Below are 16,572 nucleotides of genomic sequence, written 5' to 3'. Positions count from 1 at the left end.
TTCAGCACAGATTGGACATGCGCCACGGGCGTCGCGAGAAAGAGCCAGGCCGGCGGCGGCGGCCCGCGCCGCCCCCGCGAACCCGGCACAGAGTAGATGATCTACCCGTAAGGGATGCTGTACGGTCCTGCCCATGGAAGAGGCCGGTCAGCTCGACGCGCTTGAGCGGGCCGTCGAAGGGACGCTCGCCGAGGGGTCGTTCGAGTTCGACGACGAGGAGGCGGTGCTCCGCATCGAGGGATCCCTCATCCTCACGACCGGCTGGTTCCTCGGCCTCGGCGCGGGCGGCGTGTCGCTGCTCCTGACCGGCGCCGTCCTGTCGCTGACCGGTCTGCAGGACCAGGCGCGGTGGGCGCTGGCCCCCGGCGCCGTCCTGCTCGCCCTGGTGGCCGGGTTCGTCCTGCTGCTGCGCTTCACCCCGCTGGCCGCCCTCTGGTCGGACCTCGAACTGCGGTTCGCCGAGCAGGCGGTGGTGCACCGGCGGACGCGGATCCCGTTCGGCGACCTGCGCCCCGAGCACCTGGTGTGGAAGAACGGCCGGTTCTTCCGGCGCCTCTACGTCCGGCACCCGGCGCTGCGCAAGCAGCTCGCCGGGTTCTTCGGCAGCGAGGAGCGGCAGGCCGAGGAGTTCCAGCGGCGGCTCTGGGAGCTGATCTCCACGCCCGACCTGAACGGCGTCCTCACCCACGGCAGCGACCTCACCCCCGTCCAGCGCTGGATCATCGCGGCCGGCGCCCCCTACGGCGCCGTCAACGGGTTCCGGGTGGACCGGCTCGGCGCCGCGCCCGGCGCGTCCGCCGCGGCCGCCGACCGCCGCGCCGCGCAGGACCTGCTCCAGGACCCCTGGGGCGCCTACGACCTGGAGCAGCTCCTCGGCGCCGTCAACTGGCTCGTCCAGGACGGGCACCGCGCCGACTTCACGCAGGACGCCCACCTCGCCGGCCGGTCCCCCGAGGCGCGGCGGGAGTACGAGTCGCTGCTGCGCGAGGTCGACGGCCTCATCGCCGGCGACCGGCTGGAGCCCCCGTTCGTCGAGCGGCTGATCGAGCTGGTCCGGGTCCGGTACGGGGACGAGGGCGGCTCGTACGCGCGGCTCGTCCCGCCGCTGCTGCGCGACGAGCCGGGCGCGGACGCGAGCGAGGAGGGCGCCGAGCTGGCCCTGTTCCTCCACCAGCTCTTCAACGACCGCAGCCACGCCGCGGAGGAGTTGCACCGGCTGAAGGCCCTCGCCGACCCGGCGCTGCGCGCCAACGTGGGACGGTTCCTGATCTGGGACTACGGGCGCGCGCTCATGCTCTACCGGTGGGGCCACATCGTCGGCTGGCTGACCGAGGAGTACTGCTGGGACCGGATGCTCCCGCTCGCGCTCGACATCCAGCGGCGGTACACGTCCTGGCAGGACATGGCGACCTGCTACCTGCAGGGACGGCTGCTCTGGTCGGGCGGGGGCGGCAAGGCGCAGGCCGAGTACGAGCGGCTCGTCGAGGAGCTCGCCGCCGAGCCCCGCAGCCCATGGAACCTCGTCCCCTGGGACCTGGACCTCACGCGCGACTGGGCCTAGAGGGCCTGTCTCGAAGTGGGCCGGGACTGTGAAATACGGCCTAGTCCGGGAATCGGGTCGGGTCGCAACCCGACGGTGGCGTGATCTATCTCTCACGCGCCGGAAGGCCCGCCGTGGAACGGCTGTACGGATGCGGTCATCTGTATATGGGAAATCAGCCGTGAAATCACCATTCACCACCCATAGTCTGGTCCGACCTCAGTCGGCACCCCGCACGTGAAACGCCCGGAGCGACCATGAACCCCCCACCTTGGCCCGGCCAGCAGCCCGGTCGGCCGGGATTCCCGCCGCCCGCCGCGCCGGCCGGCCCGCCCCCTATGCCCGGCGGACCCGGATTCCCGCCCCCGTACCCGCCGCCGCGGCGCGGCGGCGGCGGCAGCACGCTCGTGTGGCTGCTCGTCGTCGGCGCGGTGCTGGTCGTGGCCGTCGCGGGGACGTGCGCCGTCCTCGTCTTCAGCGGCGATGACGACGACCCGGTCCGGCCGGTGTCGATGCCGTCCACGACGCGCCTGCCGTCCTACGGGTCCACGACGGAGCCGACGACCGAGCCCTCCCCCACGTACTCCAGCGGCGGCGCGGTCGACCCGTCCGGCGTCCTCAAGCGGACGATCACGACGGCGAAGGGCAACATGTTCACGCAGGCCGGGACGCGGACCGAGTCGTGCACCACCCGCGCGAACTCCGTGCTGCTGCCCGCGCTGCGCCGGCACCCGTGCGTCGGGAGCATGTACTCGGCCGTCTACGCCAGCCCGTCCAGGCAGATCATCACCTCGGTGTCGATCCTGAGGTTCGCCACCTCCACGGACGCGTCCCTCGTCAAGGGCTACACGAACCAGGAGGGCTGGCCGAAGCTGCTGACCCCGTCGGACGCCAGCGGGCTCCCGCAGCCGAAGGCCGACCCCGCGTACTGGACGCGGACCTGGGCGCAGGGGTCCACGGTCATCTACGCCCAGTCGTACTGGTCCAACGGGGGCCCGACGGGCGACCGCACGGGCAGCGTCTTCGCCACCGCCGGCGAGCTCGGCGTCGAGGTCACCAACACGCTGACGTTCAGCAACTGACCGGAAGACCGGCGACCGGAAGAGAAGTCGGTCCTTGCGCTCGGCGGAGGGCAAGGACCGACAGCGGTGCCGCCGGCGGCGTCAGCCGCTGACCTCGAAGGTCAGCGTGGCCTTCCTGCCGCCGGCCCGTCCCCGGTGGGCCGTGCTCGTCACCCTCTCGTGAGGGGCGAGGGCCGCGTGGACGCTCTCCATGGCCTCCCAGCAGAGCCGATCGGTCTCCCGAGCGCTCCCCGCGGAGATCTTGACCTTGATCCTTCTCATCAGGGTTCTCCCGACCTAGTGAGAGGACCCGGCCGCGAGGGCCGAGCCCCCGGTTCTTGTTTGGACTGCAAGACAAGACCGTCCACCACCGGCGGATCCGGGCAGACCGGGTGGGGTGAAGACCACGGGAACACCTGTTGGAGACACCGTTAACGACGGCGCCGCGAGACCGCTCCGGACACGGCGAACCCCGCCGCCCCCCGAGGGGGACGGCGGGGTTCGCGGACCCGGCGCGGGTCAGATCGTGACTTCGAGACCGGCGACCTCGCCGGTCTTCGCGGTGACGCCGGTGTCGACGCTCACACCGCCGGCCGCAAGGACGCGGACCGTCCAGTCGCCGTCGGCGGCGAAGAAGCGGAACACGCCCTCCTCGCCCGTCACCACCTCGGCGGTGAACTCGCCGGACGAGTCGAGCAGGCGGGCGTAGGCGCTCGACACCGGGGCGCCGTCACGGGTGACGGTCCCCTGGATGACGGCCTCGTTGTTCAGGTCGACGGTCGCCGGAAGGTGCGCCGTCTGCTCGGGCGCTGCGCAGCCCTGGGTCATGGTTCCTCCAAGTGTGGTGCTGCGGGACTTACTTGCCTGCGCCGAGCTCGATCGGCACGCCGACCAGCGAGCCGTACTCGGTCCACGAACCGTCGTAGTTCTTCACGTTCTCCAGGCCCAGCAGCTCGCGCAGCGCGAACCACGTGTGCGAGGAGCGCTCGCCGATGCGGCAGTAGGCGATGGTGTCCTTGCTCAGGTCGACCCCGGCCTCGGTGTAGAGGGCGCGGAGCTCCTCGTCGGACTTGAACGTGCCGTCGTCGTTGGCCGCCTTCGACCACGGGATGCTGGCCGCGGTCGGCACGTGGCCGGCGCGCTGCGACTGCTCCTGCGGCAGGTGCGCCGGGGCGAGCAGCTTGCCGCTGAACTCGTCCGGCGAGCGGACGTCGATCAGGTTCTGCTTGCCGATCGCGTCCACGACCTCGTCGCGGAAGGCGCGGATCGACAGGTCCTGGTCCTTGGCCGTGTACTCGGTCGCGGGACGCGTCGGGACGTCGGTGACCAGCTCGCGGGAGTCCAGCTCCCACTTCTTGCGGCCGCCGTCGAGGAGCTTCACCTTGTCGTGGCCGTACAGCTTGAAGTACCAGTACGCGTACGCGGCGAACCAGTTGTTGTTGCCGCCGTACAGGATGACGAGGTCGTCGTTCGCGATGCCCTTGCTCGACAGCAGCTGCTCGAAGCCGGTCCTGTCGACGAAGTCGCGGCGGACCGGGTCCTGCAGCTCGGTCTTCCAGTCGATCTTCACGGCGCCACGGATGTGGCCCTTGTCGTAGGCGGACACGTCCTCGTCGACCTCGACGAGCACGAGCCCGGGGTCGTCAAGGTGGGCCTCGACCCAGTCGGTGTCCACCAGGACGTCTGAGCGGCTCATGCGGGAACCTTCCCTTCGGAGCGGACTTTCGCGGTGATGCGGCGGAAGAGCGGATACATCTCGCAGCCGAGGCAGAACCCGAACGCCGCGTTCAGGAACGCCGCCGCCAGCGCGAGGGCGGTGGCACCGATGCCGAGCCAGGTGGTCCCCGTCGCGTACCCGGCCGTGCCCAGGAGGGCGAAGGCGAACCCGACACCCTGCGCGAAGCGGGGCGCGGCCTCGTCCTCCAGTTCCCTGGGCGGAGCGAGACGGGGACGGATGAGCACTTTGAACACCAGTCCGTACGGGGCGTACCGGAGGCCGAGGGAGGTCGCGATGGCGAACACGACGGCCTGAGCGGCGAGCAGTGCCCAGCTTCCGGTCACCAGCACCACGACGAGGACGACGGTGGTGACATAGGCGCCGAAGCGCGGCCCACGCGGATCGACCTGCATCGGGGTGCTCCTGGCGGAGTGGAAGCGTGCGTACGAGCTAGAAGGAGAAATGCTCGGGGGCGGACGGGCTCGATGCCTCAGGCCATGCGACAGAGCGAGGCGGCCACGCGGCAGAAATCGACCGCGCGGCGCTTCGTGAGCATCTGCTCTGTCCAGTAACGCACGGACACGATGTTAAGCCGACAATCCACGGGCTGTCACATCCGTCTCGCCTTGCGAGACAGTGACATTCGTCTTAGCGCAGGTCATGAGGCTGCTGCTCATGTAGTGGCTCATGTGATGGCCTCCCCCAGAGCGGCGATGACATCGGGTTTGCGGGGCGCGCCGGCGGCGCGCCGGACGACGCGGCCGGCGGCGTCCAGGACGAGGACGGTCGGCGTCCGCACCACGTTCAGCCGCCGGACGAGGTCGAGATGCGCCTCCGCGTCGAGTTCGACATGGGCGACGCCCTCCACCATCTGGCTCACCTCGCCGAGGACGCGGCGGGTGGCCCGGCACGGCGCGCAGAACGCGCTGGAGAACTGCAGCAGCGTGGCCTTCTCGCCGAGCTCGGCGCCCATGTCGTCCGGGCCGACGGTCTCGCCCACCTGCTCGCCCTCCTCACGCCGGGCGCGCAGCACACCGTCGCGGCGCCGCCTCACCAGGCCGAACGCCGTGGCGGCGAGGAGGACGCCCGCTGCGGTCAGTGCTCCGATCATCCCCAGTGACAACCCCCGGGGCCTGCGCGTTCTTCCCGCGGCCCGCTAACTTTCCCGCCGCCTTCCTTCCCGCGGCGCGCTTTCCCGCGGCCTCCCGCCTGCCCGGCGGCCCCGGTCAGGTGGGGATCGTGAGGAGGGGCCGCCCGTCCAGGCCGACGATCTCGAACGAGAACAGCTGGCCGCGCGGGAACATCGTGGACCCGCGGTACTCACCGTAACCCTCGTCGTACGGGACGTACCAGCTGCCGAGCGCGTCCCGGCGGCCGTCCCGCGCGATCACCAGCAGCCGGCAGTGCGACCCCTTCGGGACGCCGGCCAGGTGCAGCTCCACCTCGGTCCCCCACGCCTTCCGGCGGAGCACCACGTAGCCCTTGACCGCGCTCCTGGGGTCGCTCGCGGTGATCCGTTCGCCCGCGACCACCGGCGCGGCCGAGGTGGACGCCGGCGGGGTCGGCGGCGGCCCGGCGCCGGGCCCGTCCGTCCGCGAGGGGAACAGCAGGCCGCCGAACAGGCCCCCGACGACCAGCAGCAGGCACGCGGCGGCGGCCAGCGGCGCCCATCCGGCGCGCCCTCGGGACAGGCGCCCCAGCGGCCCGAACCGTCCCCTCCGCCGTTCGGCGGCCCTGGCCAGCAGCCCGTCCAGCAGCTCGGGCGGGGGCCCGGCGACCCGTTCGAGCTGCGCCTCGTCGACCCGTCCGAGCAGCGCGGGCAGCCCGGCCATCCCGGCGAGCTCGTCCCGGCACGCGGGGCAGCCCTCCAGATGGGCCTCCAGCCGGCTCCGCTCACCGGGATCGAGCGCGCCGAGCACGTAGGACCCGAGCGCCGTGCGCGCCTCCGTGCAGTCGGTCATGGCGCCAGCCCCCGCTCCTCCAGCGCGAGTCTGAGCGCCCGCAGCGCGTAGTAGGTGCGGGACTTCACCGTGCCGGGCGGGATGCCCAGCGTCTTCGACGCCTCCGCGACCGAGCGTCCCCGGTAGAAGGTCTCGACCAGCACGGCCCGGTGCGGCGGGCTGAGACCCGCCAGCGCCTCGGCGACCGTCCAGGACTCCAGCGCCCGGTCGATGTCGTCGGAGCCGTCGGCGGTCATCAGGACGTGCTCGTCGATGCCCGTCTCCGGCGGCCGGGCCCGCCTGGCGCGGTGCGCGTCCACGACGAGGTTCCGCGCGACCGTGAACAGCCACGGCCGGACGGGCCGCCCAGCCAGCGCCTCCGGATGCTTCCAAGCGCGCAGCAGCGTCTCCTGCACCACGTCCTCTGCCTGGGTTCGGTCTCCACCGGTCAGCCGCAGGACATAGCCGAGGAGGGCGCCCCCGTGCTCGCTGTACAGGGCGCGGAGCAGCCCCTCGTCGGCGGTCGGTCCCACACCACTGTCACGTACGCTCCCCCGGACCGGTTCACGGGTTCCGGGATTACTTCTGCGTCGGCGCCTGGAGATCGTTCAGCCGGACGTTCTCGGCGGTCGCCGCCACGCGCAGCCCCTCCGGCGTGGGCTGGATCTTGCTGATCCGCGACCCGACGGGCAGGTCGGAGACGGGCACCACCCACGTGAGCCTCTGCCTCACCAGCGCCAGCGGGATCTGCGCGGCGCCGTTGGACCCCACCGACACGGGCGTGATCGCGATGCCCTTGGCGGTCGGCTTGACCTCCACGACCGCGGTGCCGTTCAGGGAGAGGCCGAGGAGGTTGCCGGTCAGGTCCACCGACAGGTCGTCGCCCTTGGGCCCGATCCGCTTGACCTCCTTGGGGGCCTGCTTCTGGATCACGTCGTAGGGGACGACGGCCGAGGCGGTCGCGGTGCGCGCGGTCACGTTGGCGGCGCTGCCCTTGGTGACCTCCGACAGCGGCGCGTCGACGCCCCGCATGTCGACCTTGACGCCGGTGACGGTCACGCCCTGCTGCGTCCAGTCGCCGATGCCCACCTCGATGTGCTTGTACTCGCCGCCGACCGCCTGCGTCAGGAACGGGATGCCGTGGATCGTGACGTCCGGCCGCTCCTGCAGGTTGTACTGCGCGGCCACCTGCTCGCCGATCTTGTCCTCAGCGACCCGGACCCCCAGCCGGTCCGCGGCGACCAGCCCCGCGGCCACGAGGATCAGCAGGACCAGCAGTACTTTCCGCATGTCTCTCCTTAGGCCTGGGGCATGCGTTCGCCACACGATAGTGAACGAACAGCCCACAAAGGGTCGCCCAGGAGAATGACCTCCCGGGCCGAAAAATCACCCGGCTGTGAGATCAGCCACCCGCGAAGGGCGGCAAGACCTCCACGACACCGCCCTCCGGCAGCGCCACGGACGCGTGCGGCCGCGTCCCGACCGGATCCCCGTCGACCAGGAACGAGCTCCGCCCGACGACCCGGGCGAACTCGTCGCCGCGCCCCTCACCGGCCGCGGCCACCGCGTCCGCCAGCGTCGCCGCGTCGTACGGCTCCTCATGCGTCCCCGCCGCGGCCTTGGCGGCCGCCCAGTACCGCATCGTTCCCTTGGCCATGGTTACAGGCTCTCATCTCCCGCTGACACGGTCCGGCCAGGTCGCGACATGGCCGCCGGAGGCACCTCGGTTATGCTCAGGGGTGAGGGATCCGGGCGACGAGGCCATGGAGTTCATCCGAAAGGCCCTGCATGGCCGCCTCGTCTTCGAGTCCCGGCCGTGCGCCGGTCTTGGGGATGAGCCGCCTGGGTCCTACGTCTTTTAGAGACGGGAGGCGGCATTTGAGCAGCTTGCTCTTGCTGACCAACGCGTTGGAGCCCTCCGACGAGGTTCTGCCGGCGCTGGGACTTCTGCTGCACTCCGTGCGCGTGGCGCCCGCCGAGGGGTCCGCGCTCATCGACGCTCCACCTGCCGACGTCGTCCTGGTGGACGCCCGCCGCGACCTGGTCCAGGCCAAGGGCCTGTGCCGCCTCCTGCGCACCACCGGACTCGACTGCCCGCTGCTCGCGATCGTCACCGAGGGAGGCCTCGCCGCCCTGAGCTCCGAATGGGGCCTGGACGACGTGCTGCTCCAGACCGCCGGCCCCGCCGAGGTCGAGGCGCGCCTCCGCCTGGCCGTCGGACGGGCCGCGGCGGGCGCGGAGGCCGACGACGTCCCGGGAGAGATCCGCAGCGGCGACCTCACGATCGACGAGGCCACCTACACCGCCCGGCTCCGCGGCCGCGTCCTCGACCTGACGTTCAAGGAGTTCGAGCTGCTGAAGTACCTGGCCCAGCACCCGGGCCGCGTCTTCACCCGGGCCCAGCTCCTCCAGGAGGTCTGGGGCTACGACTACTTCGGCGGCACCCGCACCGTCGACGTCCACGTCCGCCGCCTCCGCGCCAAGCTCGGCGCCGAGTACGAGTCCCTGATCGGCACCGTCCGCAACGTCGGCTACCGCTTCGTCCCCGACCACCGCCCCGGCGACGCCGAGGAGAAGACGCCCGCCCGTGCCTGAGCGCCGCGCTCTCCTCCAGCGAACCCGCTGAGACGGAGCAGCACCGGAGCCAGGACGAACAGGACGACCGCGAGCGCGGCGACCGCGACCATGGCCCCGCGCAGCCCCACGGCGTCCGCCCAGAGCCCGACATAGACGGGCCCGGCGAGGAACCCGAGGTAGGACACGGTCGTGACGACCGACGTCGCGCGGCCCCGGTAGTCGTCCTCGACGTTCCGCGCGACCAGGCGGAGCAGTGTCGGGAACAGCACGGCGGTCCCGGCGGCGGCGACCGCGAGCCCGATCGCGGCGACCGCCAGCGTGGAGGCGACCGAGATGACGAAGGCTCCGCCCGCGGCCCCAGCCGCCCCCGCGAGAAGGGCCCCGCGGACGGCCCCCACCCCACCCGCCGAGAACCGGGTGACAGCGACCGTCCCCGCGAAGACGGCAGGCGCGACGGCACTGAGCCCGCCCGAGCGCAGCTCGTCGTCGACGAAAACCGCGCTCCAGCTCTGATGCGCGTTCTCGCTGGCGAACGCGAGCGCCCCCAGCACCCCGACGAGCACCAAGGGGACGATCCGGCGCCGCCCCAACGGCGCCACCGCCTCACGCCGACCGACGAAGCCCCCAGGGGACGCCCACAGACACACCCCGGCGGCCAGACAACCCACACCCGCCACCACGAACGGCACCACGAACGGCAGCGATGACGCCGCCCCACTGGCGAGGCTCGCAAGAACCACCAGACCGGAGAAGACGCCATGGGCCCGGGTGATGACGGCCTTCCCGGCGTCCCCCTCGGCCCGTCCGGCGATCGCGTTGATGCCCACGTCGGCCGCCCCGCTGGAAGCGCCCACCACGGCGAGCCCTAGGCACAGGCCGGCCAGGTTCACTGCAGCGAACGCCACGACGACTCCGGCTCCGCCCAGCGCCACGATGGCCGCGCCCGCCACTCCCGGCCCCCACCGATCCAGCGCCCGCCCCATCAGCAGCATCGCCGGGAGGGCACCCGCCCCCACGAACAGCAGCGCGAAGCCGAGCGCGCCGTCCCCGATCCCCGCCCGCTCCTGGACGCGAGGCACGCAGGCGCCCCACACCCCCCAGAACGTCCCGAACGCGGCGAACCCGGCGAACGCATGCCACGATGCCTCGATCTTCATTTGTGTAACGATACACAAGTAGCATGCGGCCCTATGGAACCGTCCGGAGGCGCGAAGCGCGTGACCCTGGCCCAGGTGGCGGAACGGGCCGGCGTATCGGTCATGACCGCCTCCTACGCCTACAACCGTCCGAACCGCGTCTCGGACCGGGCCAGATCGAAGGTGCTCGCCGCGGCGGCCGAACTCGGCTACGCCGGCCCCGACCCGAGCGCCCGGTCCCTGCGCCGGGGCAGCACCCGCACGCTCGGCGTGGTGATGGGCGAGCATCTGAGCTACGCGTTCGAGGACCCGGCGGCGGTGTCCTTCCTTGCGGGCATCGCCGGCGTCTGCGCCGATCACGGCTACGGCATGACGATCGTCCCCGCCACGGGCGCCGCGGACGACGCCACCCGGATCACCGACGCCGCCGTCGACGGCTTCATCGTGTGGACCACGTCCGACGACGACCCCGTCCTGGCGGCCGTCCGGGCGACCAGGCGCCCCGCGGTGGTCCACGGGGGCCCGGCGGTCGACGGCATGGGCCTGGTGAGCATCGACGACCGCGCCGCGGCCCGCGCGATCGGCGCCGCCGCCTGGGCGGGCGCCGAGCGCCCCGCCATCGTCAGCTTCCCGCTTTCCCGAGACCGGAGAACCGCGATCACCGACGGCGCGGCCCTCCCCGACGTCACCTTCCCCGTGACGCGCGAACGCCTGGAGGGCTACCGCCGAGCGGCCGAGGACGCCGGCTTCGCCTGGCAGGCCGTGACCATCGCGGTATGCGCCCGCAACGACGCCGCCGAGGCGGAGCGGATCGCGGCGGCCCTCCTGGCCTCCGCGGAACCACCCGACGCGATCGCCGCGATGAGCGACCAGCAGGCGTCCGGAGTCGTCCGCGCGGCCCGCGCCGCCGGACGCGCCGTCCCCGACGACGTGGCGATCACCGGCTGGGACGACGCGGCGGTGGCGACCCAACTCGGCCTGACCACGGTCGCCCAGTCCCTGCGCGACCAGGGCGCGGCCTGCGCCCAGGTCGCCCTAGGCCGCCCGGCCCCGGGGACACCGGCCTGGTCCCTCATCCGCAGGACCAGTACCCGCCCCTGACAAAGGCGTTCAGGCCCCGGAGTTGCTGTTGAAGCAGAAGCGAGGCGGCGCCTTCAGCGTGGGCGGCTCAGAGCCGGGAAGCTCGGCGATCTCGATGCCCTCGCGCTCCGCCATGGCCGTCACCGTGGGCAGGTGGTCGTGGTAGAACACCGGGACCCAGCGGTCGGACGGCTCGCCGTCGCCGGCGGGCAGTTCCACCAGCCCCTCCTCCCGGGTGACACCCGCCCGGGCGGCCACATCGAGCGCTTCGCGCGGGTCGGCATCCTGCACGTCCAGGGCCGCGAGCAGCGCTTCGACGACGGGACGTTCGACGTTCCCGGCCGTCACCGCGCGCATCAGGTCCTGGTAGGCCAGCGCCGACGGAGAGCCGTCCTCGTCGATGAACTCGTCCATGCGCTCGGCCCCGTCGGCCAGGATGATGGCGAGCCCGTCGTCCACGTGGTCGGGAAGCGGGGGGCCGCCCCACGAGCCGTCCCACCAGCGCAGGAAGGCCACGGAGTAGTCCTCGTTGACCAGCAGGTCCTGGAGCCATGCCCAGGGCAGCCATGCGGGGCCACCGGCGAGCAGGTCGACGGGCAGATCCTGGATGTGCGTGTCGGAGGCGTCGTTGTCGTACCCGTAGAGCAGCGCCCGTCCGCCTTCCACCCAGCGCAGTGCCCAGTAGCCGTTTCCGATGTCCTCGGTACGCAGAGTGCCACCGTCCACGAGCACGTGCCCGGAACAGTCGTCGAGGTAGGGAACCATCATGGCCTTGACCACGCCCTGAGCCCAGAGTTCGTCGGGCGGCGGCACGTCGGTGGAGACTTGGTCGAACACGGCGCTCCTTCTCATCGGACGTTTTCCGGCCGTCCGACGCTCGGGGAACCAGGCTGGTTCCCGACGCGCTCGCAACGTTAGGCCGCCCCTCCGACGCTGACCTGGCCGCCCAGCCGGCGTCGCTCCCCGAAGCACGACCGTCTCCCCCAGCTGCGCTCAGGATCTCTCTGATACCGCTCCGGTGTTCGGGTCGAGGAGGATGCGGCGCGCCCTTGCGCCAGAGAAGTCGAGCATCGAATCCAAGGTGTTGGCACGAGCATCGAAGGAGGCGTCTCCGATACGACCGACGCCCCAGTTGTCCTCGATGAAGCGCAGGATCGATGCCTGCTCCAGGGGACGATGGTCCACGTGGTTCACCTTGGCGTACGGCGAGATCACGATCAGGGGCAGCCGCTGGCTGGGCCCGCAGCGGTCCTGGTAGGCGCCGACAGCCCTGACCCTCTGGCAAGCCGGCCCGTCCTGCGCGGGGTCGTTCGAACCGTTCGTGATGCGCGGAGGGACGTGGTCGTACCAGCCGTCGGAGTCGTCGTAGGCGAGGATCACCGCCGTGGATGCCCATTCGGGCGACTTCTCGATCGCGTTGACGGTGGACGCGACGAACCTCTGCTCGTCCAAGGGATCGGAATAACCGGCGTGGCCGTCCTGGTACGCCGGGGCCTTCAAAAAGGAGACGGACGGCATCCGGTGCGCGGCGAGCGCGGCGTGGAAATCGGCCAGGTCGTACTGATGGTTGGCCTGGTCGGTGTGGCCGATCGCAGCCACCCCTGACGGGGGCAGATGCTTCTCGTTCGCCGTCGACTCGTAGTACTGGAACGGCTCGTGGTGCGGGCTGTAGTCGACGACCCGGTTCTTGCCGATGTTGGCGTGCGCGGCACCGCAGACCTTGTAGCCGTCCCTCACGCCGGTCGGACGAAACCCGCCCTGGAACCAGCCCCACGTCACGTGCTTCGCGTTCAGAAGGTCACCGATATTGCGACCGGTCATGACGGTGAGATTGCCGTCGGACGCATGGTTGTCGCCAGAGCAGTCGTCGAACGCCGGATCAGGGTCATTGATGACCGTCCCCACGCCCTCCCTGTCCGGAGAGGAGACCACGGACGGATCCGAGACCTTCTCGTGCGTCCTCGGATCGACCGCGTAACCGCCGTGCGTTTGGCCCGAGACGAGATTCAGGGCGCCCGGGGTGGACGGCCCGAACACCGAATCCCAGGAGTTGTCGCTCATCGCATAGTTCTGCGCGTAGTTCCACATCGCGGTGACCGTGTTGCCGTCGAAGTAGTCCATGACGAGGCCGGGCTCACCGAAGAGGGACCGGCCGCTGCACTCACCGCGCTCGGTGAACTCGGCGAACTTGTCCATGCGGCCACCGTTGACGGCCTTCTGCTCTGCGGCGTACCCATGGTCCTGGTCACAGGTGAGCGCCTGGGAAGGACCGAGCCGCTTCGGGTCGTACCGGTTGGGGTTCCTCGTCAGCAGTTCTCCGCTCAGGCCGTTGACCTTCGGCGTCCCCGGAGCGGCATGGAACGGCGTGCCGTCGGTGTTGGCGGCCTTCGGATACGTCCCGAAGTAGTGGTCGAAGGAAACGTTCTCCCCGTAGATGACCACGACGTGCTCGATCGGGCTGCGATGCCCTGCCGTGGTGCGCGGGGAAGGCGCGACTTCCCCGCCGCCGCAACCGGCTCCAAGAGCCGCGACCATGCCGACCGCGGCCATGGACGCGCCCAGCACTGAGGACCTGCACATCTCTCCTCCCCCCGAGCGCGTAGACGACCACGACCCACACCACCCGGAGCTCCCCGATTACAGGAGCGCCGAGCTATATGAGCAATGCCCTGCCGAAGAAGTCGGCACCGCCCACGACACCGGGAAGTGCGAAGAAATGGCCTCCACCGAACGAAGAGATGCAGTTGGTCCGTCCCGGCGGGACGGTCGGCGCCCGCCGCGCAGAGCGGATCAGCCGAAGCGGCCGGTGATGTAATCCTCGGTGGCCTTCTGCTCCGGGTTCGCGAAGATCTTGCTGGTGTCGTCGATCTCGATGAGCTTGCCGGGCTTGCCCGTCCCCGCGATGTTGAAGAACGCGGTGCGGTCGCTGACCCGGGCCGCCTGCTGCATGTTGTGCGTGACGATCACGATCGTGTACTGCGTCTTCAGCTTCTCGATCAGGTCCTCGATCGCGAGGGTGGAGATCGGGTCGAGCGCCGAGCACGGCTCGTCCATCAGCAGCACCTGCGGCTGGACGGCGATCGCCCGCGCGATGCAGAGCCGCTGCTGCTGCCCGCCCGACAGGCCGGCGCCGGGCTTGGCGAGCCGGTCCTTGACCTCGTTCCACAGGTTGGCCCCGCGCAGCGACTCCTCGACGACCTCGTCCAGCCGGCCCTTGCGGCGGACGCCGTTCAGCTTCAGCCCGGCCGCCACGTTGTCGTAGATCGACATGGTGGGGAACGGGTTCGGCCGCTGGAACACCATCCCGACCACGCGCCGCACCGCGACCGGGTCGACGGACGAGTCGTACAGGTCCTCCTCGTCCAGCATGACCTTGCCCTCGACGCGGGCGCCCGGGATGACCTCGTGCATCCGGTTGAGGGTGCGCAGGAACGTGGACTTGCCGCAGCCCGACGGCCCGATGAACGCCGTCACCGAGCGCGGCTCGACCGTCATCGAGATGTCCTCGATGGCGTGGACGCCGCCGTAGTAGGCGTGCAGCCCGGATACCTCGATCCGCTTGGCCATGGGGTCAGGGTTCCTTTCTCTGGATCAGGGGGCTCCGCATATGCGCGGCTGTCGAGGGGGTCAGCGCCCCGCGGGCGCCTTGCGCCGCGCGACGATCCGGGCGGCCAGGTTGAGCAGCATGATGATTCCGATCAGCACGAGCGCCCCCGTCCAGGCCCGGTCGATCGAGTTCTGGTTCGGGTCGGAGGCCTGCTCCCAGATGAACGTGGGCAGCGAGGCCTGCGCGCCGTTGAACGGGTCGTTGTTGATCGCCTTGGTGAAGAAGATCGTGAGCAGCAGCGGCGCGGTCTCGCCCATCACGCGGGCGACGGCCAGCATCACGCCGGTGACGATGCCGGTCATCGCGGTCGGCAGGACGACGAAGCAGACCGTCCGCCAGCGCGGCACCCCGAGCGCGTAGGACGCCTCGCGCAGGTCGTTCGGGACGAGCTTGAGCATCTCCTCGGTCGCCCGCACCACCGTCGGGATCATCAGGATCGTCAGGGCGAGGGACCCGGCGAACCCGGAGAAGTCGAAGCCGAACGTCAGCAGCCACAGCGCCAGCACGAACAGCCCCGCGACGATCGACGGGATGCCGGTCATCACGTCCACGGTGAAGCTGATCACCTTGCCGAGCCGCCCGTTGCCGGCGTACTCCACCAGGTAGACGGCGGTGAGCACGGCGATCGGCACGGCGATCAGGCTGGTGATCAGCACCTGCTCCAGCGTGCCGATGATCGCGTGGTAGGCCCCGCCGCCGGCGTCGCTGCCGCTGACGGCGTTCATCGAGAACTGGAAGAACGTCGGGTCGAGGCGCTCGGCGCCGTTCACGACCACGGTCCACAGCACCGACACCAGCGGGATGAGCGCCAGCGCGAACGCGAGATAGACCAGGCCCTGGACGGCCCGGTCCTTGATCTTCCGCCCGGCGGACAGCGGCGCCAGCCGGGCGCCGGGGTCGGGCTTGCGGGTGGAGACGGCGGTCACACGAACTCCTTCCGGCGCGCGACGACCGCGCGGGCGGCCATGTTCACGAGCAGCGTGATCACGAACAGCACCAGGCCGGAGGCGATGAGGGCCCCGCGACCGGTGCTGGACGCCTCGGCGAAGCTGTTGGCGATGTTGGAGGCGAACGTGGCGCCGCCGTTCTCCAGCAGGTGGATGTTGATCCCGGGGACGAAGGTGAGGACCATCGCGACCGCGATCGTCTCGCCCATGGCGCGGCCCAGCCCGAGCATGGCGCCGCCGATCATGCCGGAGCGGCCGTAGGGCAGCACCGCCAGCCGGATCGTCTCCCAGCGGGTGGCGCCGAGCGCGAGCGCGGCCTCCACGTTGGCGCGCGGCACCTGCAGGAACACCTCGCGCGAGATCGACGAGATGATCGGCAGGATCATGATCGAGAGCACCACGGAGGCGGTGAAGATCGAGTTCTTGCCGGGGGAGTCCCCGCCGAACAGCGGGATCCAGCCGAGCGCCCCGTTCAGGAACTTGCTGATCCCCTCCATGTGCTGCGACAGGAAGGCCAGGCCCCAGAGCCCGTAGACGATGCTCGGCACCGCCGCGAGCAGGTCCACGACGTAGCCGAGCCCGGAGGCGAGCCGCCGCGGCGAGTAGAACGAGATGAACAGCGCGATGCCGACCGCGACCGGCGTCGCGATGAGCATCGCCAGCAGCGACGACACGACCGTCCCGAACGCGAGCTGCGCGATGCCGAACCTCGGCGGCGCCGCGTTCGGGTTCCATTCCTCGGCGGTCAGGAAGTTCGCCTTGTTGTCCTGCAGCGCCGGGACGGCCTTCCACACGAGGAAGACCGCGATCGCGGCCATGATCAGCAGCACGATGATGCCGGAGCCGCGGGCCGCCGAGACGAAGATCTTGTCTCCGGCCCGTCCGGTGCTCATCCGGCTCGCGGCGGTTCGGCGGTCGACGCCGGCGGCCGCGCCGACACCGGTCTCGCTCGTCACGGGACGTCCTC

20 protein-coding genes are annotated in these 16,572 nt (G+C 71.0%); 4 read left to right on the top strand and 16 right to left on the bottom strand.

What is annotated here, in order from left to right:
- Window positions 1-133: 133 nt before the first annotated feature.
- A complete protein-coding gene (locus AB0C84_RS06670) occupies window positions 134-1,561 on the top strand; it encodes a DUF1266 domain-containing protein (protein ID WP_179844393.1) in 1,428 nt (475 codons plus the stop codon).
- A gap of 236 nt (window positions 1,562-1,797) precedes the next feature.
- Window positions 1,798-2,622, top strand: a complete 825-nt coding sequence (locus AB0C84_RS06665; protein ID WP_361061860.1) for a hypothetical protein — start codon at window positions 1,798-1,800, stop codon at window positions 2,620-2,622.
- 81 nt (window positions 2,623-2,703) lie between these two features.
- On the opposite strand, the gene AB0C84_RS06660 is transcribed toward AB0C84_RS06665, so the two are convergent.
- The 10 genes from AB0C84_RS06660 to AB0C84_RS06615 form a co-directional block, all read right to left on the bottom strand.
- Window positions 2,704-2,883 (bottom strand): hypothetical protein, encoded by a 180-nt coding sequence (locus AB0C84_RS06660; RefSeq protein ID WP_339156496.1) that lies wholly within the window; start codon window positions 2,881-2,883, stop codon window positions 2,704-2,706.
- A gap of 237 nt (window positions 2,884-3,120) precedes the next feature.
- Window positions 3,121-3,429, bottom strand: a complete 309-nt coding sequence (locus AB0C84_RS06655; RefSeq protein WP_179844395.1) for a DUF1416 domain-containing protein — start codon at window positions 3,427-3,429, stop codon at window positions 3,121-3,123.
- Window positions 3,430-3,457: 28 nt separating this feature from the next.
- On the bottom strand, window positions 3,458-4,297 hold the full coding sequence (locus tag AB0C84_RS06650) for a sulfurtransferase (protein ID WP_258940743.1): 840 nt from the start codon (window positions 4,295-4,297) through the stop codon (window positions 3,458-3,460).
- Complete coding sequence (locus tag AB0C84_RS06645; RefSeq protein WP_179844397.1) at window positions 4,294-4,731, bottom strand: DUF4395 domain-containing protein; 438 nt, start codon at window positions 4,729-4,731, stop codon at window positions 4,294-4,296. Before AB0C84_RS06645 ends, AB0C84_RS06650 begins: the two co-directional genes overlap by 4 nt.
- Window positions 4,732-4,808: 77 nt before the next feature.
- A complete protein-coding gene (locus AB0C84_RS06640) occupies window positions 4,809-4,874 on the bottom strand; it encodes a putative leader peptide (protein ID WP_353819285.1) in 66 nt (21 codons plus the stop codon).
- A gap of 129 nt (window positions 4,875-5,003) precedes the next feature.
- Window positions 5,004-5,291: a thioredoxin family protein gene (locus AB0C84_RS06635; protein ID WP_307809103.1), complete on the bottom strand. Its 288-nt coding sequence runs from the start codon at window positions 5,289-5,291 to the stop codon at window positions 5,004-5,006.
- A 253-nt stretch (window positions 5,292-5,544) separates the two neighbouring features.
- Entirely contained in the window at window positions 5,545-6,279 is a 735-nt protein-coding gene (locus AB0C84_RS06630; protein ID WP_361061854.1) for a zf-HC2 domain-containing protein, read from the bottom strand.
- Entirely contained in the window at window positions 6,276-6,791 is a 516-nt protein-coding gene (locus AB0C84_RS06625; RefSeq protein ID WP_179844400.1) for a sigma-70 family RNA polymerase sigma factor, read from the bottom strand. The genes AB0C84_RS06630 and AB0C84_RS06625 overlap by 4 nt, the downstream gene beginning before the upstream one ends.
- 46 nt (window positions 6,792-6,837) lie before the next feature.
- On the bottom strand, window positions 6,838-7,548 hold the full coding sequence (locus tag AB0C84_RS06620; RefSeq protein WP_258940747.1) for a DUF2993 domain-containing protein: 711 nt from the start codon (window positions 7,546-7,548) through the stop codon (window positions 6,838-6,840).
- A gap of 112 nt (window positions 7,549-7,660) precedes the next feature.
- Window positions 7,661-7,915: a MoaD/ThiS family protein gene (locus tag AB0C84_RS06615; RefSeq protein WP_179844402.1), complete on the bottom strand. Its 255-nt coding sequence runs from the start codon at window positions 7,913-7,915 to the stop codon at window positions 7,661-7,663.
- 221 nt (window positions 7,916-8,136) lie between these two features.
- Between AB0C84_RS06615 and AB0C84_RS06610 the strand changes: the two genes are divergently transcribed.
- On the top strand, window positions 8,137-8,853 hold the full coding sequence (locus tag AB0C84_RS06610) for a response regulator transcription factor (RefSeq protein ID WP_179844403.1): 717 nt from the start codon (window positions 8,137-8,139) through the stop codon (window positions 8,851-8,853).
- On the opposite strand, the gene AB0C84_RS06605 is transcribed toward AB0C84_RS06610, so the two are convergent.
- Window positions 8,790-9,992: an MFS transporter gene (locus AB0C84_RS06605; protein WP_361061849.1), complete on the bottom strand. Its 1,203-nt coding sequence runs from the start codon at window positions 9,990-9,992 to the stop codon at window positions 8,790-8,792. The two genes, AB0C84_RS06610 and AB0C84_RS06605, sit on opposite strands and share 64 nt — an antisense overlap.
- A gap of 33 nt (window positions 9,993-10,025) precedes the next feature.
- Here AB0C84_RS06605 and AB0C84_RS06600 point away from each other — a divergent pair, with 33 nt between their 5' ends.
- Window positions 10,026-11,072 carry a LacI family DNA-binding transcriptional regulator gene (locus AB0C84_RS06600; protein ID WP_361061845.1) on the top strand — a complete coding sequence of 349 codons (1,047 nt, stop codon included), beginning with the start codon at window positions 10,026-10,028 and terminating at the stop codon, window positions 11,070-11,072.
- A 9-nt stretch (window positions 11,073-11,081) separates the two neighbouring features.
- Here the strand turns inward: AB0C84_RS06600 and AB0C84_RS06595 are convergent, their stop codons facing one another.
- The 5 genes from AB0C84_RS06595 to pstC all read right to left on the bottom strand — a co-directional run bounded on the left by AB0C84_RS06595 (window position 11,082) and on the right by pstC (window position 16,561).
- Window positions 11,082-11,888: a hypothetical protein gene (locus AB0C84_RS06595; RefSeq protein ID WP_361061842.1), complete on the bottom strand. Its 807-nt coding sequence runs from the start codon at window positions 11,886-11,888 to the stop codon at window positions 11,082-11,084.
- A gap of 156 nt (window positions 11,889-12,044) precedes the next feature.
- Window positions 12,045-13,601: an alkaline phosphatase family protein gene (locus AB0C84_RS06590; RefSeq protein ID WP_361061839.1), complete on the bottom strand. Its 1,557-nt coding sequence runs from the start codon at window positions 13,599-13,601 to the stop codon at window positions 12,045-12,047.
- Between the two features lie 240 nt (window positions 13,602-13,841).
- Window positions 13,842-14,618, bottom strand: a complete 777-nt coding sequence (pstB, locus tag AB0C84_RS06585) for a phosphate ABC transporter ATP-binding protein PstB (protein ID WP_179832263.1) — start codon at window positions 14,616-14,618, stop codon at window positions 13,842-13,844.
- Between the two features lie 60 nt (window positions 14,619-14,678).
- Entirely contained in the window at window positions 14,679-15,584 is a 906-nt protein-coding gene (pstA, locus tag AB0C84_RS06580) for a phosphate ABC transporter permease PstA (protein ID WP_361061836.1), read from the bottom strand.
- On the bottom strand, window positions 15,581-16,561 hold the full coding sequence (gene pstC, locus AB0C84_RS06575) for a phosphate ABC transporter permease subunit PstC (protein WP_258940754.1): 981 nt from the start codon (window positions 16,559-16,561) through the stop codon (window positions 15,581-15,583). The genes pstA and pstC overlap by 4 nt, the downstream gene beginning before the upstream one ends.
- Between the last annotated feature and the right edge of the window lie 11 nt (window positions 16,562-16,572).

This window comes from Actinomadura sp. NPDC048955, from assembly GCF_040649435.1.
Lineage (GTDB): Bacteria > Actinomycetota > Actinomycetes > Streptosporangiales > Streptosporangiaceae > Spirillospora > Spirillospora luteofluorescens.
This window is presented reverse-complemented; position numbering and strand designations above follow the sequence as displayed.